The organism is Halostella salina (assembly GCF_003675855.1).
GTDB lineage: Archaea > Halobacteriota > Halobacteria > Halobacteriales > Natronoarchaeaceae > Halostella > Halostella salina.
Window position 1 is genome coordinate 290,333 of sequence record NZ_RCIH01000003.1, and the last position, 20,477, is coordinate 310,809.

General features: G+C 68.8%; 27 protein-coding genes. 12 read left to right on the top strand and 15 right to left on the bottom strand.

Features of this window, described 5'->3' with window-relative positions; translation table 11 throughout:
- The first annotated feature begins 51 nt into the window (after nt 1–51).
- From D8896_RS07500 to D8896_RS07530, 7 genes are all read left to right on the top strand, one after another.
- The gene (locus D8896_RS07500) at nt 52–330 is read left to right on the top strand and encodes an acylphosphatase (protein WP_121821471.1); all 279 of its coding nucleotides are present in this window, start codon (nt 52–54) and stop codon (nt 328–330) included.
- Between the two features lie 96 nt (nt 331–426).
- Entirely contained in the window at nt 427–1,170 is a 744-nt protein-coding gene (locus tag D8896_RS07505; protein ID WP_162991492.1) for a hypothetical protein, read from the top strand.
- A 74-nt stretch (nt 1,171–1,244) separates the two neighbouring features.
- Nucleotides 1,245–1,949: an RNase P subunit p30 family protein gene (locus D8896_RS07510; RefSeq protein ID WP_121821473.1), complete on the top strand. Its 705-nt coding sequence runs from the start codon at nt 1,245–1,247 to the stop codon at nt 1,947–1,949.
- Nucleotides 1,933–2,598, top strand: a complete 666-nt coding sequence (locus D8896_RS07515) for a class I SAM-dependent methyltransferase (RefSeq protein ID WP_121821474.1) — start codon at nt 1,933–1,935, stop codon at nt 2,596–2,598. The genes D8896_RS07510 and D8896_RS07515 overlap by 17 nt, the downstream gene beginning before the upstream one ends.
- A complete protein-coding gene (locus D8896_RS07520) occupies nt 2,595–3,074 on the top strand; it encodes an Rpp14/Pop5 family protein (protein ID WP_121821475.1) in 480 nt (159 codons plus the stop codon). Before D8896_RS07515 ends, D8896_RS07520 begins: the two co-directional genes overlap by 4 nt.
- Nucleotides 3,075–3,078: 4 nt before the next feature.
- Nucleotides 3,079–3,864, top strand: a complete 786-nt coding sequence (psmA, locus tag D8896_RS07525) for an archaeal proteasome endopeptidase complex subunit alpha (protein ID WP_121821476.1) — start codon at nt 3,079–3,081, stop codon at nt 3,862–3,864.
- Nucleotides 3,865–3,923: 59 nt separating this feature from the next.
- The gene (locus D8896_RS07530) at nt 3,924–4,649 is read left to right on the top strand and encodes a ribosome assembly factor SBDS (protein ID WP_121821477.1); all 726 of its coding nucleotides are present in this window, start codon (nt 3,924–3,926) and stop codon (nt 4,647–4,649) included.
- Between the two features lie 49 nt (nt 4,650–4,698).
- Here the strand turns inward: D8896_RS07530 and D8896_RS07535 are convergent, their stop codons facing one another.
- A complete protein-coding gene (locus D8896_RS07535) occupies nt 4,699–5,139 on the bottom strand; it encodes a hypothetical protein (RefSeq protein WP_121821478.1) in 441 nt (146 codons plus the stop codon).
- A 56-nt stretch (nt 5,140–5,195) separates the two neighbouring features.
- A complete protein-coding gene (locus tag D8896_RS07540; protein ID WP_121821479.1) occupies nt 5,196–5,504 on the bottom strand; it encodes an FUN14 domain-containing protein in 309 nt (102 codons plus the stop codon).
- Nucleotides 5,505–5,706: 202 nt separating this feature from the next.
- On the opposite strand from D8896_RS07540, the gene hflX reads away from it, so the two are divergent.
- Nucleotides 5,707–7,002, top strand: a complete 1,296-nt coding sequence (gene hflX / locus D8896_RS07545; protein WP_121821480.1) for a GTPase HflX — start codon at nt 5,707–5,709, stop codon at nt 7,000–7,002.
- Here hflX and D8896_RS07550 read toward each other — a convergent pair.
- From D8896_RS07550 to pyrB, 10 genes are all read right to left on the bottom strand, one after another.
- The gene (locus D8896_RS07550) at nt 6,999–7,448 is read right to left on the bottom strand and encodes an acyl-CoA thioesterase (RefSeq protein ID WP_121821481.1); all 450 of its coding nucleotides are present in this window, start codon (nt 7,446–7,448) and stop codon (nt 6,999–7,001) included. The two genes, hflX and D8896_RS07550, sit on opposite strands and share 4 nt — an antisense overlap.
- A gap of 40 nt (nt 7,449–7,488) precedes the next feature.
- Nucleotides 7,489–8,496, bottom strand: coding sequence for an NAD(P)H-dependent flavin oxidoreductase (locus tag D8896_RS07555; RefSeq protein ID WP_121821482.1), 1,008 nt, complete (start codon nt 8,494–8,496; stop codon nt 7,489–7,491).
- 157 nt (nt 8,497–8,653) lie between these two features.
- A complete protein-coding gene (gene moaC / locus D8896_RS07560; RefSeq protein ID WP_121821483.1) occupies nt 8,654–9,133 on the bottom strand; it encodes a cyclic pyranopterin monophosphate synthase MoaC in 480 nt (159 codons plus the stop codon).
- Nucleotides 9,130–10,566 (bottom strand): NAD(P)H-hydrate dehydratase, encoded by a 1,437-nt coding sequence (locus D8896_RS07565; protein ID WP_121821484.1) that lies wholly within the window; start codon nt 10,564–10,566, stop codon nt 9,130–9,132. The genes moaC and D8896_RS07565 overlap by 4 nt, the downstream gene beginning before the upstream one ends.
- A 41-nt stretch (nt 10,567–10,607) precedes the next feature.
- Nucleotides 10,608–11,033, bottom strand: coding sequence for an RNA-binding protein (locus D8896_RS07570; RefSeq protein ID WP_121821485.1), 426 nt, complete (start codon nt 11,031–11,033; stop codon nt 10,608–10,610).
- 9 nt (nt 11,034–11,042) lie between these two features.
- The gene (locus tag D8896_RS07575; RefSeq protein ID WP_121821486.1) at nt 11,043–11,225 is read right to left on the bottom strand and encodes a DUF1918 domain-containing protein; all 183 of its coding nucleotides are present in this window, start codon (nt 11,223–11,225) and stop codon (nt 11,043–11,045) included.
- A 39-nt stretch (nt 11,226–11,264) separates the two neighbouring features.
- On the bottom strand, nt 11,265–12,542 hold the full coding sequence (locus D8896_RS07580) for a glycosyltransferase family 87 protein (RefSeq protein ID WP_162991493.1): 1,278 nt from the start codon (nt 12,540–12,542) through the stop codon (nt 11,265–11,267).
- A 214-nt stretch (nt 12,543–12,756) separates the two neighbouring features.
- On the bottom strand, nt 12,757–13,581 hold the full coding sequence (locus D8896_RS07585) for a hypothetical protein (RefSeq protein WP_121821488.1): 825 nt from the start codon (nt 13,579–13,581) through the stop codon (nt 12,757–12,759).
- 203 nt (nt 13,582–13,784) lie between these two features.
- The gene (gene pyrI, locus D8896_RS07590) at nt 13,785–14,246 is read right to left on the bottom strand and encodes an aspartate carbamoyltransferase regulatory subunit (RefSeq protein ID WP_121821489.1); all 462 of its coding nucleotides are present in this window, start codon (nt 14,244–14,246) and stop codon (nt 13,785–13,787) included.
- Complete coding sequence (gene pyrB / locus D8896_RS07595) at nt 14,243–15,157, bottom strand: aspartate carbamoyltransferase (RefSeq protein ID WP_121821490.1); 915 nt, start codon at nt 15,155–15,157, stop codon at nt 14,243–14,245. The genes pyrI and pyrB overlap by 4 nt, the downstream gene beginning before the upstream one ends.
- Before the next feature lie 102 nt (nt 15,158–15,259).
- Between pyrB and D8896_RS07600 the strand changes: the two genes are divergently transcribed.
- Nucleotides 15,260–15,904 (top strand): MinD/ParA family ATP-binding protein, encoded by a 645-nt coding sequence (locus D8896_RS07600; protein ID WP_121821491.1) that lies wholly within the window; start codon nt 15,260–15,262, stop codon nt 15,902–15,904.
- A gap of 59 nt (nt 15,905–15,963) precedes the next feature.
- Nucleotides 15,964–16,590 (top strand): RAD55 family ATPase, encoded by a 627-nt coding sequence (locus tag D8896_RS07605; protein ID WP_121821492.1) that lies wholly within the window; start codon nt 15,964–15,966, stop codon nt 16,588–16,590.
- Nucleotides 16,591–16,599: 9 nt separating this feature from the next.
- Here D8896_RS07605 and D8896_RS07610 read toward each other — a convergent pair whose 3' ends face one another.
- Genes D8896_RS07610 through D8896_RS07615 form a run of 3 tightly spaced genes read right to left on the bottom strand, consistent with a single transcriptional unit; the run spans nt 16,600 to nt 18,505 of the window.
- A complete protein-coding gene (locus D8896_RS07610) occupies nt 16,600–17,370 on the bottom strand; it encodes a hypothetical protein (RefSeq protein WP_162991494.1) in 771 nt (256 codons plus the stop codon).
- Nucleotides 17,357–17,500: a hypothetical protein gene (locus D8896_RS19290; protein ID WP_162991495.1), complete on the bottom strand. Its 144-nt coding sequence runs from the start codon at nt 17,498–17,500 to the stop codon at nt 17,357–17,359. The genes D8896_RS07610 and D8896_RS19290 overlap by 14 nt, the downstream gene beginning before the upstream one ends.
- A 48-nt stretch (nt 17,501–17,548) precedes the next feature.
- Nucleotides 17,549–18,505 carry an FKBP-type peptidyl-prolyl cis-trans isomerase gene (locus D8896_RS07615; RefSeq protein WP_121821494.1) on the bottom strand — a complete coding sequence of 319 codons (957 nt, stop codon included), beginning with the start codon at nt 18,503–18,505 and terminating at the stop codon, nt 17,549–17,551.
- Nucleotides 18,506–18,612: 107 nt separating this feature from the next.
- Between D8896_RS07615 and cyaB the strand changes: the two genes are divergently transcribed.
- Both cyaB and D8896_RS07625 read left to right on the top strand, forming a co-directional pair.
- Nucleotides 18,613–19,152 (top strand): class IV adenylate cyclase, encoded by a 540-nt coding sequence (cyaB, locus tag D8896_RS07620; protein ID WP_121821495.1) that lies wholly within the window; start codon nt 18,613–18,615, stop codon nt 19,150–19,152.
- An 87-nt stretch (nt 19,153–19,239) separates the two neighbouring features.
- On the top strand, nt 19,240–20,445 hold the full coding sequence (locus D8896_RS07625; RefSeq protein ID WP_121821496.1) for a methionine adenosyltransferase: 1,206 nt from the start codon (nt 19,240–19,242) through the stop codon (nt 20,443–20,445).
- Nucleotides 20,446–20,477: the final 32 nt, after the last annotated feature.

A 20,477-nucleotide genomic window follows, 5' to 3' on the forward strand; every position in this document is an offset into this window, starting at 1 on the left:
CCACCCGCACCGCTCGATACTTTCTTGCCCGGGGCAGTCGATCCGCCGACCATGAGCGACCGAGTGCGCGCACACGTGTTCGTCTCCGGCCGGGTGCAGGGCGTCTACTTCCGTGCGACGACGCGGGACACGGCCGAGGAGGCCGGCGTCGACGGCTGGGTGCGGAACCTGCAGGACGGCCGCGTCGAGGCGGCGTTCGAGGGTCCCGAGGCCGCCGTCGAGTCGATGGTCGAGTTCTGTCACGAGGGGAGCGAGATGGCGAGCGTCGAGGGCGTCGAGGTGGAGTACGAGGAGCCACAGGGCGAGGACGGGTTCCGGATCCGGCGGTGAGTGCGGGCCGCTGGCCGCGGCGGTGTCCAGTACCGGGGTTTTCTTCCCGGTCCGACACTCCAGAAAGCATATCACGACCCGCCCGAACCGAGGGATGTGACCAGTCGTCCCTCCCTCCGCGTCTCGGTTCTGGTGCTCGTCATGGGCGTCGCCCTGCTCGCGCTTGCGGTCACCACCGGCGGCCCGGTGACGGACTCCGTCTACCAGTACACGGCGTTCGAGGTGGACCACGACAACGACGAACTCGTCCTCACGAACGCCGCGACCGGCCGGGAACGCCGGGGCAGCAGTGCGACGGAGACGAACGTCGACGAACGGATCGCCTGTCTCCCGGCCTACGTCAGGGAGTGTACCTTCGAGTACCTGGCTATCGAGGAGAACCGAACCGTCGATGGTGTCGGTAGCGAACACGACTTCGTCTACCTCGACGGGACGTTCTACGGGATCGTAGAGGCCAGTCCCGGAAGCCTGGCGTACGGCTACGAGCGAACCGACGCGGACGCGGCGTTCGAGTACCTCGCGATGGACGCCGCCGGACTGACCGACGACGAACGGACCGCAGTCGAACGCGGGCGGGTGATCACGACACACCCGCTGCCGAACGCGAACCGGATCGTCGAACACGACGGAACGTACTACACGATCCTGGAGACGGGCGTGAAGTCGTACGGCGAGGGCGGGTCGTTCTGCTCGTCGGGCGGGGACGGGTTCTGTAGCGCCGCGAACGACAAGCGGTGGGACACACGGCTCCGACGCGCCGGACTCGGACTGCTCGGACTGCTGGGCATTGTCACAGGCGGCGGCAACCTGCTGGTGGCCTGGAGCAACCGCAACGAGTAGCGCCGCTGCGACCGTCTCCCGCCGCCGACCGCGGTTCCGCAACTGCAAAGGCCCGCCCCGCCCGCTTTCGAACCATGTACGAGGGCGTCCACGCCCGCCCCGACGGCGACAGCACGGTCGCGCGGCTCGCCAGCACCGCGGCCGACTACGGCTTCGACGGCGTCGTCGTCCGCAACCACGGCGACGCCCGCGCCGACTACGACGCCGAGCGCGTCGCCGACGAGTACGGCGTCGACGTGGTCGAGGGCCTCGAAGTGCGGGCGGACGACCCGGAGGCGGCGAGCGGCTACGTCGGCAACTACCGGCGGGACGTGACCGTGCTCGCGCTCCACGGCGGGACGCCCGCGCTGAACCGCTTCGCCGTCGAACAGCCCCGCGTCGACGTGCTGGCCCATCCGATGGCCGGCGACGGCGACTTCAACCACGTGCTAGCCAAAGCCGCCCGCGAGAACGGTGTCCGTGTGGAGTTCGACCTCTCGCCGGTCCTGCGGGCGAGCGGCGGCCGGCGGGTGCAGGCGCTGTCGGACCTCCGGAAGCTTCGGGAGGTCGTCGAACACTACGATGCCCCATACGTCGTCAGCGCCGACCCGGCATCACATCTCCAGCTCCGCGCGCCGCGGGAGCTGGTCGCGGTCGGCGAGGCGGTCGGCTTCTCGGCCGAGCAGGTCCGGACGGGGCTCCGGGAGTGGGGCCGCCTCGCGGAGCGCAACCGCGAGCACCAGTCCGAGGCGTTCATTGAGCCGGGGGTCGAACGTGGCCGGTATGAAGAAGAGCCTTGAGGAACACGCCGAGCGATTCTCCGAGAAGGCCGACGAGTACGACGAGCACAAGTCCGACGAGTACCGGGCCTGCGCGGATCTGGTCGTCGACCACGCCGCGCCGGAGGCGGACGACACCGTCCTCGATCTGGGCACCGGTACCGGGGCCATCGCGCTGGCGCTCGCGCCCGACGCCGGCCGCGTGATCGGCCGCGACATCAGCGAGGGGATGCTGGAGCAGGCCGAGACGAAGGCGGCCGACCGGGGGATCGACAACGCCGAGTTCGGCGAGGGGCGGTTCCGCGACTCGAACGCGCCCGACGACGCCGACGTGGACGTGGTGACGACGAACTTCGCCATGCACCACCTGAGCGACGACGAGAAGCGCGAGGCGATCGCGGCCATCGCCGCGCTCGAACCGCGACGGGTCGTGGTCGGCGACGTGATGTTCTTCGGCAACCCCGACCCCGACGAGCCGTTCTACAGCCCCGAGGTCGACGACCCCGCGACCGTCGGCGTCCTCGCGGACGCGCTGACGGACGCCGGCTTCGCGCTGACCGCAGTCGAGATGGTTCATGAACAGGTCGGCGTCCTCGCCGCCGAGCGCGCGCCGGACGCTGCGGGCGCGGTCGGGGACGACCTCGCAGCCGACGGGACCGACGACGGATGAAACACCTCCCGAAGCACCTGCGGCCGCGGTGGCGGTACCTCGCCGTCACTGTCGAGGGCTGGCCCGACGCCGAGATCGACCGCGGCGCGTTCCAGCGGGCGCTGTGGTACGCCGGGCAGAACCTGCTCGGCGACGCCGGGGCCGCCGACGCCGACCTCACCGTGCTGGACTTCGACTTTTCCGACGGGTACGGCGAGACCGTGGTCCGTGCACGCCGGGGCCACGCCGACGACGCGCGGGCCGCGGTCGCCTGCGTCGACGCGGTCGACGACCAGCCCGTCGGCGTCGCCGTCCGCGGGACGAGCGGCACCGTCCGCGCCTGTGAAGAAAAGTATTTAGGACGCCGTCCGGAAGTTCCCGGCCAGAGCACGGTCGTGTTCGAGAACGAGGAGCGGGCCGCAGTCGGCCGGAACGACGCGTACGACGTGCGGCTCGACGGCTCGTTTGCGGGCGCGACGGAACTCGATTTCGAGTGATACTATGCAGGGACAAGCCCAACAGCAGGCCTACGACCGCGGGATCACGATCTTCTCGCCGGACGGACGCCTCTATCAGGTGGAGTACGCGCGAGAGGCGGTCAAGCGAGGCACGGCGAGCATCGGGGTGCGAACCAGCGACGGCGTGGTGCTGGCGGTGGACAAGCGCATCCGGTCGCCGCTGCTGGAAGGCACGAGCGTCGAGAAACTGCACAAGGCCGACGACCACGTCGGCATCGCGAGCGCGGGCCACGTCGCCGACGCCCGCCAGCTCATCGACTTCGCCCGCCGCCGCGCGCAGGTGAACCAGATCCGCTACGGCGAGCCGGTCGGCGTCGAGACGCTGACCAAGGAGGTCACCGACCACATCCAGCAGTACACCCAGGTCGGCGGCGCGCGCCCGTTCGGCGTCGCGCTGATCGTCGGCGGCATCGACAACGGCGAGCCCCGCCTGTTCGAGACCGACCCGTCGGGGACTCCCTACGAATGGAAGGCGCTGGCCGTCGGCGCGGACCGCGGCGAGATCCAGGAGTACCTGGAGGACAACTACGACGAGGACGCCGACCTCGAGGGCGGGATCAAGCTCGCGCTTGAGGCGCTGGCCTCGGTCAACGACGGCGGGCTCTCCCCGCAGGGACTGGGTCTCGCGACCGTCGACGGCGAGTCCGAGAGCTACATCTCGCTGACCGACGACGAGATCGAGGAGTACCTCGTCGAGAACGACCTGCTGGCCGACGAGACGCCCGAGGACGCCGACACCGAGGGCGAGTCGGACGACGCCGACGAGTAATCCCGTCCGGCGATTTCTCGCGGGAAACACCTTTTACCCGGGCCGCGTTACTGCCCGATATGATTTCGCTGGAGGACGCGGTGACGGCGCGGCTCGAATCCCACGGGGCGCGCTTCGAGGTGCTCGTCGACCCCGACGCAGCCCTGGAGATAGCACGCGACGAGTTCGAGGGCGACCTCGAAGACGTGATCGCGGCCGAGGACGTGTTCGAGAACGCCAGCAGGGGGGACCGCCCGGCCGAGAGCGACCTGGAAGACGTGTTCGGGACGACCGAACCGCTGGAGATCATCCCCGAGGTCATCAAGCGCGGCGAGATCCAGATCACCGCCGAGCAGCGCCGCGAGATGCAGGAACAGAAGCGCAAACAGCTGATCCAGCGCATCGCGCGCAACGCCGTCAACCCACAGATGGACGACGCGCCCCACCCGCCCGACCGCATCGAGAGCGCGCTGGAGGAAGCCGGCTTCACCGTCGACCCGATGGAACCCGTCGAGAGTCAGGTCGACGAGGCGCTGGACGACCTCCGGCCGGTCATCCCGATCCGGTTCGACGAGGTGACCGTCGCCGTGAACGTCCCGGCGGACCACGCCGGCAGCGCGCAGGCGAAGATCCGGTCGTACGGCGACCTCGAACGCGAGGAGTGGCAGCCCGACGGCTCGTGGATCGGCGTGCTGACGTTCCCGGCCGGCCTGCAGAACGATTTCTACGACACCGTCAACGAGATCACGAGCGGCGAAGCCGAGACGCGGATCGTCCGCGACGAGGACGAGATCAGCACCCGCTAACCCACTGCGGACAGCCGTTTTACTCCTCGGTGAGTCCCCGTTGTCCGGGTCATTGCGTCACCGTCGCGGCGTCCTGTAGGGACGCCGGCTTCGGCCCCGTCTGGTGACGGAGGGTGAGTTCAAGCCCGTACCGCGGCGGTGCCTCGACCGTCAGCCGGAGCCACTCCGGGTCGAGGAGCGTCAGCAGGTCGTCGTACACCTCGGCCGCAAACTCCTCGTGGCCGATCTCGCGGTCCCGGAACGTCTGCATGTAATCCCGGTAGCTCATCAGTTCGACCACGTACTCGTCCGGGCAGTACTCCAGGGTGACCTCGTAGTAGTCCGCGGTGCCCTCGTACGGACACCAGGCGGTTGCGTCCGACGTTTCGATCGTCAGCAGTCCATCCGTCTCGGTGGCGACGCGCCGCAGCACGGGCACGTCCGCGACCGCCTCGCCGTCCTTCGACGGGCTCCGTCGCCCCGCCCCTTCGGAGTCTGCATCATCGCTCATGGGTCGATGTCGGCTTCGTGGAGCGCGGTAAAATGAGTGACGACAGCAGCGCGGCGCTATCCCTTCTTGAAGCCGACCAGGAAGCCGCCGGTGAAGCCGACGCCGATGGACATCGTAGAGAGGATGGGGGCGATCCAGCCCGGGTCCTGCACCTGTTCGCCGGTCTTCAGCAGGCCGGCGGAGAGGCGGTTCCAGTCGACGGAGAGGATCCCCTTCGCTTCGAGGAACTTGAACAGCGCCAGTTCGAGCCCGACGATGATCGCCAGTATCTTGGCGATCTTCTTGGCGGCGAAGCCGATGATGGCTCCGATGAAGGCCCCGCTACCGAACTCGAGGCCGAGTTGTTGTGGATCGATTGCTACCATATCCGATACGACGGGAGCTAGATGGTATTAGTTTTGTGGGATGTCCCGTTGGGCTGTCAGTTCACGGCAGTGTCCCGCGATACCGGTCCGGAACCCATGGCAGAATAGTAAGGTATCGGAACAGTCGGCGGTGCGGCCCGGGTTTAAATAGGTCGAACCCGTAGCTCCGTGAAAGGGTGACGGCGATATCGCAAGCACCAGCATGAAGGCCATCATCGCAAAACGCGTCGACTCCGGGACGGCCGACACCGGGGAGATCCGCGACCTGGCTCGCGCCGCCGGCTACACGGTCGCCGGCGAGGTGACCCAGACCCGGACGGAGGACCCGGCGCTCGAATTGGGTGAGGGGAAAGTCGAGGAGCTGGCGGCGACGGTCCATCGGACCGACGCCGACGCGGTCGTCTTCGACAACCGCCTCGGGCCGTACCAGACGTTCAACCTGGGTCAGAAGCTCCCGGAAGGCGTCGAGGTTATCGACCGGTTCACGCTCATTCTCGACATCTTCGGGCAGCGCGCACAGACCCGGAAGGCGCAGCTACAGGTCGAACTCGCGGAGCTGCGCTACGAACTGCCCCGCGCCGAGGCGAAGGCGAGCCTCGCCAAGCGCGACGAGCGCCCCGGGTTCATGGGGCTCGGCGAGTACGACGAGAGCCGCGAACAGGACATCAAGGCACAGATCAGCCGGATCAAGGACGAACTCGACAAGATCGAGCGGACCGAGGAGCAGCGCCGCGCCCAGCGCCGCGAGTCCGGCTTCGACCTCGTCGCGCTCGCTGGCTACACCAACGCCGGCAAGTCGACGCTGATGCGCCGCCTCGCCGAGGACCTGGACGTCGACGAGAACGAGGACCTCCACCCGGATCTGGACGAGACCGCCGAGTCCGAGGACCGCCTGTTCACCACGCTTGGCACCACCACGCGCCGGATGGACATGGACCGCCGCGACGTGTTGCTCACCGACACCGTCGGGTTCATCAGCGACCTGCCCCACTGGCTCGTCGAGTCGTTCAAGTCGACGCTGGACGAGGTGTATCAGGCCGACCTCGTCCTGCTCGTCGTCGACGTGAGCGAGTCCGTGGAGGCGATCCGCGAGAAGCTCGTCACCTCCCACGACACGCTGTACGAGCGCAACGAAGCGCCCATCGTCACGGTCCTGAACAAGATCGACCTCGTGGACGACGAGGAACTCGCCGAGAAGCGCGAGGCACTGTCCGCGCTCGCGCCGAACCCCATCGCGGTCAGCGGGAAGGAGGGGATCGACGTGGACCGCCTCCGGGACCGCATCGACCGGGAACTGCCCGACTGGGAGCGCGAGACGCTCGTGATGCCGATGACCGACGACACGATGAGCGTCGTCTCCTGGCTCCACGACCACGCCCGCGTCGACGACGTGACGTACGGCGACGGCGACGTGGTCGTCGAGTTCGAGGCCCGGCCGACCGTCGTCGAACAGTCTCGCGCGAAGGCGTCCGACCTGTCGGTCCCCGAGTCCGCCTAATCCATCTCCGTCTGCTCCATCTCCTCGGCCGCCGCCAGTAGCTCCTCGCCGCGTCCCGAGTCGACCGACAGGTCGGGCACCGGCGACGGCGACCCGTCCTCGTCGACCGCGACGAAGACGAACCGCGACTCGGTCGTCTGCTCGCGCTCGCCGGTCTCTGGCTTCTCGCGGAACGCCCGGATCCGTGTCCTGACGCTCGTCTTCCCCGCACCGTAGACGTACGCCTCGACGACGACGGTGTCCCCCGTCGGGACCGGGCGCTGGAAATCCATATGGTCGATGCTGGCCGTCACGCAGGACTGGCCGGCGAATCGGATCGCCGACATCGCGCCGACCTCGTCCATCCACTTCATCACGTTCCCCCCGTGGACCGTTCCGAGATTGTTGGCGTGGTTCGGCTGCACGCGGCTCCGGTTCTCGATGTAGGTGTCCATCAGGTTCGGCATACCCGGAGTTGACTCGGCACGCGGAAGAGTCTTGGCTGAGCTACGACCGACGGCCCGAGACACGGTCTATCGCTGCTTCCGTCTCGTCGACGAGGTCGGCGACGACGGTCGCAGCGGGCGAGACCGCCCCCGTCAGTCCCGCGCTCTGCCCAGCGAACAGCGCCATCGCGTCGATGTCGCCAGCCACGTCCGGCGTCGCGAGCGCCTCGTCGTACCGCTCGATCGACTCCCCGTCGCCCGTCGTGGCGACGACCTCGTCCTCGCCGGGTCGGTCGCCGGGTTCCGGCTCACCGGCGTCGGTCCAGCCCTCGACCGTGTCGTTCTCGACCACGCGGTGCGGGGTCCCCGGCCACCCCTTGTCGAACAGTTCGGTGTGGACCGTGTCCGTCTCGTCGGCCGCCGCGACCCGTTCCCGGTAGGCACGGTGGACGTTCGCCTCCTCGGTCGCCACGAACCGGGTCCCCAGCCACGCCGCGTCGGCACCGAGCGCGAGCGCCGCGGCCACCCCTCGCCCGTCCGCGATGCCGCCCGCCGCAACGACGGGCACCTCGACGGCGTCGGCGACCCGCGGAACGAGCGGCATCGTCGCTACGTCGCTCTGGACGTGGCCGCCGGCCTCCCAGCCCTGTGCGACGACGGCGTCGACGCCGGCGGCCGCCGCCTCCCGCGCCTCGGCGGCGCTTCCGACGGTCTGGAACACGACGCCGCCGGCCTGGTGCACCTGGTCGACGTACGGCGCGGCGTTACCGAACGACAGGGAGACGACTTCCGCCCCCGCGTCCAGACAGGCGGCGAGGTGGTCCTCCGTCGGATGCCGGGTCGTCGCCTCGTCCAGCACGAGATTGACCGCGAACGGGCGGTCAGTCAGTTCACGGGTGCGATCGATCGCGTGCTTCGTCTCGTCGACCCCTCGCCACGTGACCGCGAGGTGGCCGAGTCCGCCGGCGTTCGACACTGCGGCGGCCAGTTCCGGGCACGTCGCGCTCCCGATCGGTGCCTGCACGAGGGGGTGGTCGACACCGACCAGATCGGTAAACGGCGTGTCCATACACTGGCAAGCACCGGTGACACGGAAAACCTTCGCCCCCACCGCAGGTTTATCCGCGAAGCCGCGGCCAACCCCGCCGTGACCTGACCGTCGCCGTGGGGCGTCGAGCGGTTGCGCGACGCACCGCCCCACGGGTCGCTTGCGTCGCCTGCTCGCCCTACTCCAGCGGCCGCTTCGTCTTCTCGACGACTTCCACGTCGCCGATCCCGGTCTCCGGGTACTCCCCTTCGGCGTCCTTCTCGGCCGCCTTCACCATGTCCCAGACGACGTTCAGGCCGGTCGTCACTCCCTCCAGCGCCTCCATCTCGCAGCCGGTCTTGCCGGTCGTCTCGACGGCGACCGTCAGCTCGATCCGGTCGTCGCCCACGTCGAACTCGGTGTCGACGTTCGTGATGGGGATCTGGTGGCACATCGGGATCGTCTCCCAGGTGTGCTTGACGGCCTGGACCGCGCCGACGCGGGCCGTCGCGAGCACGTCGCCCTTCCCGATCCCGTCCTCGCGAACCGCCTCGACCGTCGAGGGCTGGAGGCGGATAGTCCCGCGTGCGACCGCTCGCCGCGCCGTGTCGGGCTTGTCGCCAACGTCGACCATCTGCACGTCGCCGTCGTCGTCCGTGTGAGTCAGGTCGTCGCTCATTCGTCGTCACCCCACATCGCCTCGGGAACCCGGTCCAGCAGGTCCGTCGCCAGCAGCCCGTACCCCTGCTCCTCGACGACGAGGTCGCCGGCTCGACCGTTGACGTACGCTGCGAGGCCGGCCGCCGTCACGGGGTCCCGGATGCTCGCCAGCGCGCCGGTGATCCCGGCGAGCACGTCGCCGGTGCCGCCGACGGTCATGCCGGGGTTGCCGGTGCGTCCGACCCGGGTTCGGTCGCCGTCCGAGATCACGTCGTACGCTCCCTTCACCAGCAGCGTGTGGCCGAGGTCGGCCGCGAACCGCTCGACCAGGTCCCGGCGTTCGCGCCAGTCGTCGGCCGTCTCGCCGCCCATCGCAACCAGTTCGCCCTGGTGGGGCGTACAGACCAGTTCGGCGTCCGTCTCCACGTCCGGCACCTCGCGGAGCGGGTCTGCGTCGACGACGCAGGTGCCGTCGAACGACGACAGGAACTCCCGGGCCGCTGCGCCGGTCTCCTCGGCGTCGCCGAGTCCCGGGCCGAACACGACGGCGTCGTGGTCGGCGGCCAAGTCGAGCAGTCGGTCGACGTGGCCCGCACGCAGGCGTTCGCCCGGCAGCGGGCGGACGATGAGGCTCTCCTCGTACCCCTGCACCTCGCGGGCGACGGATTCCGGACAGGCGACCCGGACGAGGTCGGCCCCCGCCCGGAGCGCCGCTTGCGCCGACAGTGCGGGTGCGCCGGTGTAGGGGCCGCCGCCGACGACCAGCACCTCGCCGTGGTCGCCCTTGTGGCTCTGTGGGTCCCGCGAGAGCGTCCGCAAGTCGCCGCGCTCGACGAACAGTTCGGCAGCGTCGGGGATGCCGATGTCCGCGACCCGGACCCGGGCGTCCAGTTCGGACAGGCCAGGCTTCTCGTCGTGGAACGTCACTACACGGTCGGCCTCGACCGCGACGCCGTCGCTCTCGCCGGTGTCCGCGTCGACGCCGGACGGCACGTCCACCGCGATCACCGTCGCGTCGGCGTCGTTGATCGCCGCGGCCGCCGTCGCCTCGGGCTCGCGGAGCGCCCCTGTCACGCCGGTGCCGAGCATCGCGTCGACGATAACGTCGGCGTCGGGGAGTTCGAAGTCAGCCGAGTCGGTGACCTCTCGCGTGTCGGCCTCCGCGGCCGTCAGCGCGTCCCAGTTCGCCCGAGCGATGTCGGTGCCGATCCGTTCGGCGCGGCCGAGCAGGAGCGTAGTCACGTTGTACTCGTCGAGAAAGCGGGCGGCGACGAAGGCGTCGCCGCCGTTGTTCCCCCGTCCAGCGACGATACAGACAGCGTCGCCGGGGTCGGCGACCTCCCGGACCTCGCGCGCGACCGCGTTGCCACTCGACTCCATGAGCTGCTTCCGCGGGACGCCGAGCGCCGCGGCGTTTGCGTCCACGGCGGCCATCCGCTCGCTTGTGATCATGGCCGACGGTTCGGCGGCCGCGGGCGTTAACGTTGCGGGGATTACTCCCGGGTGAGCGCCTCGCGGGCGTTCTCGACGGCGGCCGCCTTCTTGGCAGGGTACGCCTCCACCTTCGCGCGGAAGGTGATCCCCTCGCCGAGTTCGACGTCGCCGTTGAACGCGGCCTGCTTGTCGAGGTGGACGAAGAACTCGCAGTTCTCGGTGACGCGGTCGTCGAGTTCGTCGACGAGGCGGTCGATGTCGCCGAGTTCCATCACCCGGTCGAGCACGTGTCTGATCCCATCGGCGTTCTCGACACGGGCCGACAGCACGACGATGCGGTCGCCGTGGTGGCCCTCGCTCTCGGCGCGCTCGACGGGGAACTCTTCGGGGAGAAAGCTCCGGAGCGCCCCCTCGACGCGCTTCTCGTCCTCGGTGGCGTAGCAGAACGCGCGGAGGTCGACGTAGTGGAAGGGGACGCTCGCCATCGGCGGGCGTTACTCCTCGACCGCTTCGAGCGAGTCCTCGGGGACGCCGGTCTCCTGCCCGTCCTCGAAGCTGACGGTGTACGTACTGTCGCCGAACATCGTGTCCATCACCTGCGTGACGGTGCCCTCGTCCCCGTCGTGCTCGCTGTGCTCGTCGTGCAGAACCACGCGGTCGTCTTCTTCGAAGCTCATGCTCGTCCGTATCCCCGGCGGAGACAAAAATGGATCCATTCAGTCGCTCCGGCGACCGAGCGACGGGGACGGCTCGTCGGACGACCAGCGCCGATAGCTGACGCAGGCGGCCAGCACGACGAGGAGACCGTACAGCGTCACGGTCCCGACCGACAGCACCGGGGTGACGACGCGCATCACGCCGGAGGTGACGACGGCCGGTGCGTCGCTGACGGCGAACGTCCGGTGGATCTGTCCGGGGAGGACTGGAAACAGCATCAGAAGGGTGCCGAGACAGAGCGCCCTGCGGACGCCGGGCCGCTCTATGCCGTAGAGCAGCGGAAGCAGCGGAACGAGGAGGTAGACCGCATGGTGGATCATCGTCGCCGGCGTCACAAGCAGCGCGGCAGCCAGCGTCGCGAGGAATCCGACGAGGCGGTCCGTGACGGTTTCGGCGTGGAGGACGCACGCGGCGACGGCCGGAGCGACGGCTACGGTCGCGAGCGCGAGATACGCGACCGCCGGGAGGTCCGGCACGAGCACCGACAGCGGCCGGTGGAGCGTCAGCGCCGAGTAGTTGGGGTCGATCCCGGCCGCGGCGTCGGAGAATCGACTGCGCTCGTGGAGGACGAACTCCAGATAGGCCCGGTGGGTGTCGACGCCGAACAGCGCGACGCTGGCGGCGACCGCAGCCAGCCCCGTACCGACGGCGGCGGCCACCGCGCGATACGCACGGCGGTGGAGCAGCCAGAGACCGACGACGACCGGGAACACCTTCACGACGGACGCGAGCGCGAAGAGGACGCCGGACGTGTGGTCCCGGCCGCGTTCGAGCGCGAGGAACCCGCCGGCGAGACAGACACAGACGAGGGGGTCGATCTGTCCCTGGCCGATCACGACCGCGGCGAAGGTGTTCCCGAGCACGAACAGGCCGAGCAGCGTCCGGTCGACGGCCGGCAGGTCGTCACAGCGAACGTGTTCGACGATCCGGACGATGAGCGCGGCGGTCAGCGCCAGCAGCCCGAGGTTCACCACGGTGAACGCGGCGTACGCGCTCTCCCACGTCGGAAACGCCGACAGGGGGGCAAACAGCACCACCACGATCGGTGGGTACACCCATTCCCCGCCGCCGACCGGCGGTTTCGCGCCGACGAAGGGTTCGCCTCGGGCGAACAGTTCGGCGGCGTGGTAGTACGCCCGGAAGTCCCAGGCCAGCGGCGTCACGTCGGCCAGCAGGAGGAAGTACACCGGGACGAGCGTCCCGCCGACGAGGCCGGCAATCAGAACCGTGCGGACTGCCACGCGGTCCAGGATCCGGTCGGAGTCGGCGATGCTCACGGTCGCACCACCTCCGGTGCGGTCGTCGGGGAGGGAGGACCAGCGGCGGCGTGCGTCGATCGTTCCATCGGTACGAACGCGTTGACAGGACTGACCTATCAATGTTACCGGGTGTTTCTGGCTCTGAGAAAGTGCGGTACGTCGCCTGATACAGCCATCAGCTAGTGGCTGAAGGATTTCGGGATAGCGTCCGGTCTCGTCACCGTCCGATCAGTCAGCCGCCGTAGCTCTCCCCGTCCTGCGCGTCCGCCTGCATCCGGCGAACGGCGGCCCGGGCGTTGCTGGCATCGTAGCCGAACAGCACCGACTCGCCGTACTCGGCTGCGACCTCGGCCGCGTGGATCAGGTTGTCGATGTCGACGTCGACCGCGTACAGTTCGACGCTGAAGGGGGCGTCGAGCAGGTCGGCGAAGCCGCTGGCGATCGTCTCCAGCCAGTACGTCGTCTCGTAGGCCATATCGTACAGCGGGACGACGAACTCGTCGACGTGGTCGGCGAGGGCGTCGAGGTCGAGGCCGGCCCGTTCGTACAGGTGGCCCGGGTAGGGGTCGGGGTAGAGCGTGAGGTACGTCCGCCCCGGGATCCGGTCGGCGGCCTCGGCGACGAAGTCGGTGATAACGTCGGCCCGCCATGCGTAGCGGTCGTCGAACTCGCTGTCGGCGAACCGCTCGTCACAGACCTCGCAGTGGCAGTACTCGGCCCGGGGGAACCCCACGTCGTCGAGCCGAACGTCGGGGTTGGCCGCGACGCAGTCGTCGACCATCTCCAGCAGGCCCTCCCGGTACCGCTCCCGGGACGGACAGACGAACCCCCAGTCGAAGTACGGCTGCTCCCGCGTGGCCCGCTCGCCGTCCTCACTGACGGGGACGAGTTCGGGGTTCGACTCGCCGGCCGCCGTGTCGCCGAAACAGGAGATCATGTTCACGCCGCTCTCCAGCGGCTCCGCCGCACGGCCGGTGACGTCTTTGACCTCGTAGAACCCGCGGTCGAACTCGCCCCACTCAAGTTCCTCCTCGTTCCGCGTGACGACGCCGTACATGCGACTCGCTACGCGGCGGCGTCGGTAAGAAGTTCCGTTACGGCCCGTCGGTTACGCTTCGTCGTACTCGATCTCGTCGGGCGCGTCGCCGCCCGAGACGAACTTCACGGCGACCACGATCAGTACCAGGGCGAGCAGGAATTTGACTTTCCTTGACATACAAACAGGTAGGTGGCGCAGGTATATAGAATTTCTGGGACGACCTACGCCGAGTCGATGAGGTCCGGAATGCCGTCGCGGACGATCGTCTCGCAGTACTCACAGCGGACGCCGTCCGGCAGGACGGCGAACTTCGAGTCGATCGGTTCGTCGTCGGTGCTGATGCAGTTGCGGTTCGGACAGGTCAGGACGCCGGTGACTTCCGCGGGGCGTTCGAGGCGGTGCTTGTCGACCACGTCGTAGTCGCGGACGATGTTGATAGTCGCCTCCGGCGCGATGAGCGAGAGCACGTCGACCTCGTCCTGACTCAGTTCCCGCCCCTCGACTTTCACGATGTCCTTCCGACCGAGGCGGTCGCTTGGGACGTTCATCCCGATGCTGACCTCCTCGCCGCCGGTGCCGTCGATGTCGAGGATGGCGAGGACGTTCAGCGCCTGCCCGCCCGAGATGTGGTCGATCACGGTGCCGTCGCGGATCTTGCTGACGCGGAGTTCGTGTTCGCTCATGCCGAATCACCCAGGAGGAGGTCGAGCAGCGCCATGCGAACCGGGACGCCGTTGTGCGCCTGCTCGAAGTACGTCGCGTGGTCGGTGTCGTCGACGTCGGCGGCGATCTCGTCGACCCGCGGCAGGGGATGCATCACGGTCAGGTCGTCCTTCGCGGCCGCGAGCGTGTCGGCGTCGACCTGGTACTCGCCGGCGATGGCGTGGTACTCGTTCTCGTCGGGGAACCGCTCGCGCTGGATCCGGGTGACGTACAGCACGTCGAGGTCCGACAGGACCGTCTCCAGTTCCGTGTGCTCCCGGACCGACGCGCCGGCCTCGTGGAGGTCGTACCGGACGCTCCGGGGGAGCTTGAGGCTCTCCGGGCTGATGAAATGCTGGTGGGCGTCGAAGTTCGTCAGCGCGTGGGCCAGCGAGTGGACCGTCCGGCCGTACTTCAGGTCCCCCATGATGCCGATGGTGAGGTCGTCCAGTCCGGCGTTCTCCCGGATCGTGTACAGGTCGAGCAGCGTCTGTGTCGGGTGGTGGCCCGCCCCGTCGCCCGCGTTCAGCAGGGGCACGTCGACGTACTCCCCCGTCATCTTCGCCGCGCCCTGCCGCGGGTGACGCAGAACGAGCGCGTCGGCGTACCCCTCGATCACCCGAACGGTGTCGGCGAGGCTCTCCCCCTTCTTCACGCTGGAGGACTCGACCGACCCCATGTCGACCACGTCCCCGCCGAGCCGTTTGATCGCCGCCTCGAAGCTCATCTTCGTCCGGGTGCTCGGCTCGAAAAACAGCAGGCCGAGCAGCGCCCCGGCGTGTCGGTCCCGAAACGCGCCCGGATCGGCGTCGATCTCCGCGGCGCGGTCGAGGACGGTTTCGATGTCCGCCCGCGATAACTGCTTTGCCGTGACGAGATGGTCGTGCCGCATCGCCTAGTGAGGCTCACCCGGCCCCCTTGAATCCCCCCATCCTTCCGTCCCGCGACAGGTCGGACCGAAGGTTGATACGCGATCCCGCGGCGACGCCCACCTGTGATCGCTATCGCCGGCGGAAAGGGTGGCTGCGGCAAGACGACGACCACGCTCGGGCTCGCCAGGGCGCTGGCCGACGCCGGGCGGCGCGTGCTCGCGGTCGACGTCGACCTGGACATGCCGAACCTGCACGCGCTCGCCGGCGTCCCGGCGGAGCCGTCGCTGGCGGCCGTCGGCGACGAATCCGCTGCATCGCTCGCACATCCGGACCCGCAGACTGCGGGCGTTCGCGTACTCCCCGCACCGTCGGAACGGCCGGACGACCCCGCCGCCGCGTTCGCGGCAGTCGCGGCGAATGATCAACGCGTCCTGCTCGACTGTCCTGCGGGTGCGGGCCCGGACGCGGCCGCCCCGCTCCGCGCCGCGGACGCGACGCTGCTCGTGTCGCTGCCGACGTCCGAAAGCCTGCGGGACGCCGCCAAAACCGCGGCGATGGCCCGTGAACTCGGCGCGCCGCCCGCGGGAGCGGTCGTCGTCCAGTCGGAGGCCGTTCCGGACGGCGTCGGGGAACTGCTGGGCGTCGATACGACCGTCGCCGTCCCGGACGGCGGGGCGGCCCCGCTTCGATGCTCGGACACGAAAGCCGCGTTCCGCCGGGTAGCAGAAGCGGTCGGGGTGGGTAGCGAGACACCGCTCGTCAATTAATTCACACCTCCGGACAGGGCCAAAAAGGTTAACAAGTCCGACTGTCTCTTGCACGTATCATGGCGGGCCGGCTGCAGACGGGTATCGACGTCCTCGACAGGAAGCTGAACGGGGGCGTTCCCGCCGGGAACATCATCGCACTCACCGCCTCGCCTGCGAGCCAGGCGGAACTCCTGCTGTACGAGCTAACGGCCGCGCGCGGCACCCTGTATCTCACGACCCACCGATCGGACCAGGCGGTACAGGACGCCATCGACGCGACGAACACCGGTACCGGGAGTCCGACGGTCAGAGACGTCGGCGGGAGCGAACCGCTCGACGAGGCCAACCGCCTCATCCGGGCGCTCCCCGAAGGAGCGAACCTGATAATCGACCCGGTCGACCCGCTCGAACGCCGGGAACGGCCCCGCTACCGCACGTTTCTCAACGAACTGCAGACGCACATGGTCAACACCGGTTCGATCGCCATCCTCCACTGCCTCGACGGGCAGGACCCGCCGCAGAACCGCGACGCGACCGAACACATGGCCGACGTGGTGTTCGATCTGGAGACCCGCGTCGAGGGAACCGACATGGTGAACCGCCTCGCCGTCCCGAAGTTCCGCGGCGGACAGGCGCTGAGCGAGACCATCAAGCTCGAACTGACCGAGGAAGTCGCCATCGACACCAGCCGCGACATCGCGTAGTCCGCCCGCCTACCCCGTCTTCGCACGGACGAACAGCGTCGTCGCCGCCGAGAACGTCAGCCCGACCGGCGCGGTACAGAGCGCTGCGACCGCGACTCCGACGATACCGAAGTTCGCGGCGACCAGCGTCGTCGGCACCGACACGAGCGCGACGGCGACGAGGAACTGGACGGCGAAGGCGAAGTACTCGTCGCCGGCGACCGCCCACTCGTAGCTTCGCCCCAGCGCCTCGCCAACGCCGTCGCCCCGGACGACGATCAGGTACGGCGCGGCGAAAAACAGGTAGTTGAACAGGAGAAACGCCGGAACGAGCACGAGCAGAAGCGGGCCGGCGAGCAGGCCGAACCCGAGGACGGCTAGCGTAACCGCCCAGACGAGGACGTTGTAGCCGAGTATCCCCCGGACGTGTCGCTCCACGTTTCGCAGGAAGTCGAACCGCCGTTCCTCGATCCACTGGTCGATGCTCCCGAGGTAGCCCGCCGCCAGCGCGCTCTGGACCAGCACGAAGACCGGGATCAGCCACACGGGTTCGGCGACGCGAACGCCCGCGCCGGCGGCGGGAAGACTTACGAACGCCCAGAGGTCGACCACCGCCGTCGGGAACCTGAAGGCCACGCCGAGGTGGAAGTCGTAGCCGCCGGTCGTGGCCGCGCGCCGCACGTTATCGATCGCGAGCAGCGCCGTGACGAACGGGACGGCGGCGAGTATCGGAACGCTGCCGGCGACGCTGCGGGCGTCGCCGAGTAATGACCGGAAGTCCGGCACGTTACTCTCCCCCATCCGGACAGCGGTCGGTGTCCGGGGCGTTCACCCCGTCGTCGGATTCGAGCACGTTACAGCCCGCGACTCCCGCGATACCGGTCGCGCCGAGGAGGCCGAACCGCCGTCGAGAGATATGACTGGAGGGCATACGTTCGCTCGCGTTGGCTCGGAAGAAAAACGTTCCGTTCGGACCGAATTACTCCTCGGCGTCTTCGAGTTCGTCGACGATCTCGTCGGCGTCGACGTCGGCGTCCTCGAGGGCGTCCTCGATGTCGCCGCCGCCCATGCCGCCGCCCATCATGCCGGGCATCCCGCCCATCATGCCGGCACCCTCGCCGAGGGTCTCCTGCACGATGATGCGGTCCAGGTCAAGCCGGTCGACCACGTCCTGTGCGACCTGCTGTTTCGACATCATCCACTGCTGGTTCATCGCCAGCTGGGGCGTCGACTCGATGTACAGCGTCTCCTTCTCGACGGTCTCGGTCTCGAACTCGGGTTCGGCGTCCTCGTCGTCCTCGTCGGGTTCGACCTCGACCTCCTCCTCGACCTCGTCGGTCTCGATCCACATCTCGAGGTCGGCGTCGACGTACATGCCGATCAGCCCCTGTGCCTGCTCGACGCGGTCCTCGACCTCTTCGAGCACCTCGTACTCGTACTCGACGTCCTCGCCGGCGAGCGGGTGGTTGAAGTCGACGCGGGCGCGGCCGCCGATGATCGTCTCGACGTGGCCGTGCTGGCCGTCGATGTCGACGTGTGCTCCGGGGTAGCGGTCGTCCTCCGGGATCTTGTCGGCGCTGACGGTGCGGACCTCCTCCTCGTCCTTTTCGCCGAAGGCGTCCTCGGCGGCGACGGTCACGTCGCCGGACGCGCCGACCTCCTCGCCGTAGATGTCCTCCTCGACGTCGGCGAAGATGTGGCCCTCGCCGAGCACGACGACGCGGGGCTCGAACGTCTGCTCCTGTTCGTCGACGCCCTCCTCCTCGGCGACCTCGGGGTCGGTCGTGTCGACGAGCTGGCCGCCGTCGGCTGTGCGTGCGGTGTAGTCGAGGCGGACGAAGTCGCCCTGCTGGAGTCCCTCCTCCTGCTCGACGTCTTCCTCGCCCTCGGTGGCGTCCGCTTCATCGGCCGTGTCGGCCTCTGGTTCCTCGCTCATACCTCGTACCACTGTCGGTCGCCATTTAAGGACCACGTTTTCCGGCGCGACCGCCGCTCTCGGGCGAAACGGTCACCCTTTTGCCGCCGCTGGCCGTCCCCGAAGCCATGTACGAGGTGGAGGTGAAGGTCCGGGCCGACCACGACGCCGTCCGCGACCAACTCGACGAACTCGACGCCGAGCGCGTCGGCGCGGTCGTGCAGGAGGACACCTACTACGACGCGCCCCACAGGGATTTCGCGGCGACCGACGAGGCGCTCCGGATCCGCCGGGAGCGCCCCGCCGACGGCGACGCGTTCGAGGCGCGCGTCACCTACAAGGGACCGCTCGTCGACGACGCGTCCAAGACCCGCGAGGAGTTCGAGACCGGCGTCGCCGACGGCGAGACGATGGCCGACGTACTCGACGGACTCGGCTTCGAGCCGGCCGCCACGGTTCGGAAGGAGCGCGAGCGCTACGCCGTCGACGGCTACGTCGTCACGCTCGATTCGGTCGACGGGCTCGGCGAGTTCGTCGAGGTTGAGACCGAGACCGACGAGGCGGGCGTCGCGGCGGCACGCGAGGGGGCGTTCGACCTGCTCGACCGACTCGGGCTCGATCCCGACGACGGGATCCGCACGTCGTATCTCGGCCTCCTGCTGGAGTGAGGCGGCCGCTCGGAATTACTGTCCGGCATTTTCCTCCATCCGCCGGTTTCCGGAAGTTATAGAACCACGAAAGGAGAACGTCCGGCAATGAGCGAGCGGAACATCGCGGTCGAGTCGATCGACCGACGCGCAGTCGAGGACCAGGAAGTGGAGATCGTCGAGCGAAAAGGCATCGGTCACCCCGACTCTATCTGCGACGGCGTCGCCGAGTGCGTCTCCGGGGCGCTGGCACGCGAGTACATCGACCGCGTCGGGAAGGTGCTGCACTACAACACCGACGAGACCCAGCTGGTCGCCGGCACCGCGGCCCCCGAGTTCGGCGGCGGCGAGGTCATCGACCCGATCTACCTGCTGATCGTCGGGCGCGCGACCAAGGAGTATCAGGGCACGCGCATCCCCGCCGAGACCATCGCGCTCCGGGCCGCCCGCGAGTACCTCTCGAACCACTTCCCGGAACTCGACGTCGGCACCGACATCATCGTCGACGTGAAGCTCGGCGAGGGGAGCGGTGACCTGCAGGAGGTGTTCGGCGAGGAGGGCCAGACAGTCCCGATGGCCAACGACACCTCCTTCGGCGTCGGCCACGCGCCCCTGACCGAGACCGAGCGGATCGTCCTGAACGCCGAGCGGAGCCTCACCGGCGAGTACGCCGCGGCCAACCCCGCGGTCGGTCCCGACGTGAAGATCATGGGCAAGCGACAGGGCGACCACATCGACGTCACCGTCGCCGCCGCGATCGTCGACAGCTACGTCGACGACCTGGACGAGTACGACGCCGTCGTCGAGGGGATCCGCGACCACGTCGAGACGCTCGCGGCCGACTACACCGACCGCGACGTGACCGTCCACGTCAACACCGCCGACGACTATCAGGACGGCTCGATCTACCTCACGACGACGGGGACAAGCGCCGAGCAGGGCGACGACGGCTCCGTCGGCCGGGGCAACCGCGCCAACGGGCTCATCACGCCGAACCGCTCGATGAGCATGGAGGCGACAAGCGGCAAGAACCCGGTCAACCACATCGGGAAGATCTACAACCTCCTGTCGACGAGCATCGCCGAGAGCGTCGTCGCGGAGGTCGACGGCATCCGCGACCTGCGCGTCCGCCTGCTCAGCCAGATCGGCCGCCCCATCGACCAGCCCCACATCGCCGACGTTGAGGTCGTCACGGAGGACGGCGTCTCGGTCGGCGACATCGAGGACGAGGTCGTCCCCATCGTCGACGACGAACTGGCGAACGTCACCGACGTGACCGAGCAGGTCATCGCCGGCGAGCTGTCGACGTTCTGAACTGCGGCCGGCGGGCCGCGCCCGAAGCCTGT

Excerpts from the sequence above, each read along its gene's own strand:
- D8896_RS07500 (WP_121821471.1), top strand. The coding sequence starts at position 52 with ATGAGCGACCGAGTGCGCGCACACGTGTTCGTCTCCGGCCGGGTGCAG.
- D8896_RS07510 (WP_121821473.1), top strand. The coding sequence starts at position 1,245 with ATGTACGAGGGCGTCCACGCCCGCCCCGACGGCGACAGCACGGTCGCG.
- D8896_RS07515 (WP_121821474.1), top strand. The coding sequence starts at position 1,933 with ATGAAGAAGAGCCTTGAGGAACACGCCGAGCGATTCTCCGAGAAGGCC.
- D8896_RS07520 (WP_121821475.1), top strand. The coding sequence starts at position 2,595 with ATGAAACACCTCCCGAAGCACCTGCGGCCGCGGTGGCGGTACCTCGCC.
- psmA (WP_121821476.1), top strand. The coding sequence starts at position 3,079 with ATGCAGGGACAAGCCCAACAGCAGGCCTACGACCGCGGGATCACGATC.
- D8896_RS07530 (WP_121821477.1), top strand. The coding sequence starts at position 3,924 with ATGATTTCGCTGGAGGACGCGGTGACGGCGCGGCTCGAATCCCACGGG.
- D8896_RS07535 (WP_121821478.1), bottom strand. The coding sequence starts at position 5,139 with ATGAGCGATGATGCAGACTCCGAAGGGGCGGGGCGACGGAGCCCGTCG.
- D8896_RS07540 (WP_121821479.1), bottom strand. The coding sequence starts at position 5,504 with ATGGTAGCAATCGATCCACAACAACTCGGCCTCGAGTTCGGTAGCGGG.
- hflX (WP_121821480.1), top strand. The coding sequence starts at position 5,707 with ATGAAGGCCATCATCGCAAAACGCGTCGACTCCGGGACGGCCGACACC.
- D8896_RS07550 (WP_121821481.1), bottom strand. The coding sequence starts at position 7,448 with ATGCCGAACCTGATGGACACCTACATCGAGAACCGGAGCCGCGTGCAG.
- D8896_RS07555 (WP_121821482.1), bottom strand. The coding sequence starts at position 8,496 with ATGGACACGCCGTTTACCGATCTGGTCGGTGTCGACCACCCCCTCGTG.
- moaC (WP_121821483.1), bottom strand. The coding sequence starts at position 9,133 with ATGAGCGACGACCTGACTCACACGGACGACGACGGCGACGTGCAGATG.
- D8896_RS07565 (WP_121821484.1), bottom strand. The coding sequence starts at position 10,566 with ATGATCACAAGCGAGCGGATGGCCGCCGTGGACGCAAACGCCGCGGCG.
- D8896_RS07570 (WP_121821485.1), bottom strand. The coding sequence starts at position 11,033 with ATGGCGAGCGTCCCCTTCCACTACGTCGACCTCCGCGCGTTCTGCTAC.
- D8896_RS07575 (WP_121821486.1), bottom strand. The coding sequence starts at position 11,225 with ATGAGCTTCGAAGAAGACGACCGCGTGGTTCTGCACGACGAGCACAGC.
- D8896_RS07585 (WP_121821488.1), bottom strand. The coding sequence starts at position 13,581 with ATGTACGGCGTCGTCACGCGGAACGAGGAGGAACTTGAGTGGGGCGAG.
- pyrI (WP_121821489.1), bottom strand. The coding sequence starts at position 14,246 with ATGAGCGAACACGAACTCCGCGTCAGCAAGATCCGCGACGGCACCGTG.
- pyrB (WP_121821490.1), bottom strand. The coding sequence starts at position 15,157 with ATGCGGCACGACCATCTCGTCACGGCAAAGCAGTTATCGCGGGCGGAC.
- D8896_RS07605 (WP_121821492.1), top strand. The coding sequence starts at position 15,964 with ATGGCGGGCCGGCTGCAGACGGGTATCGACGTCCTCGACAGGAAGCTG.
- D8896_RS07610 (WP_162991494.1), bottom strand. The coding sequence starts at position 17,370 with ATGGGGGAGAGTAACGTGCCGGACTTCCGGTCATTACTCGGCGACGCC.
- D8896_RS19290 (WP_162991495.1), bottom strand. The coding sequence starts at position 17,500 with ATGCCCTCCAGTCATATCTCTCGACGGCGGTTCGGCCTCCTCGGCGCG.
- D8896_RS07615 (WP_121821494.1), bottom strand. The coding sequence starts at position 18,505 with ATGAGCGAGGAACCAGAGGCCGACACGGCCGATGAAGCGGACGCCACC.
- cyaB (WP_121821495.1), top strand. The coding sequence starts at position 18,613 with ATGTACGAGGTGGAGGTGAAGGTCCGGGCCGACCACGACGCCGTCCGC.
- D8896_RS07625 (WP_121821496.1), top strand. The coding sequence starts at position 19,240 with ATGAGCGAGCGGAACATCGCGGTCGAGTCGATCGACCGACGCGCAGTC.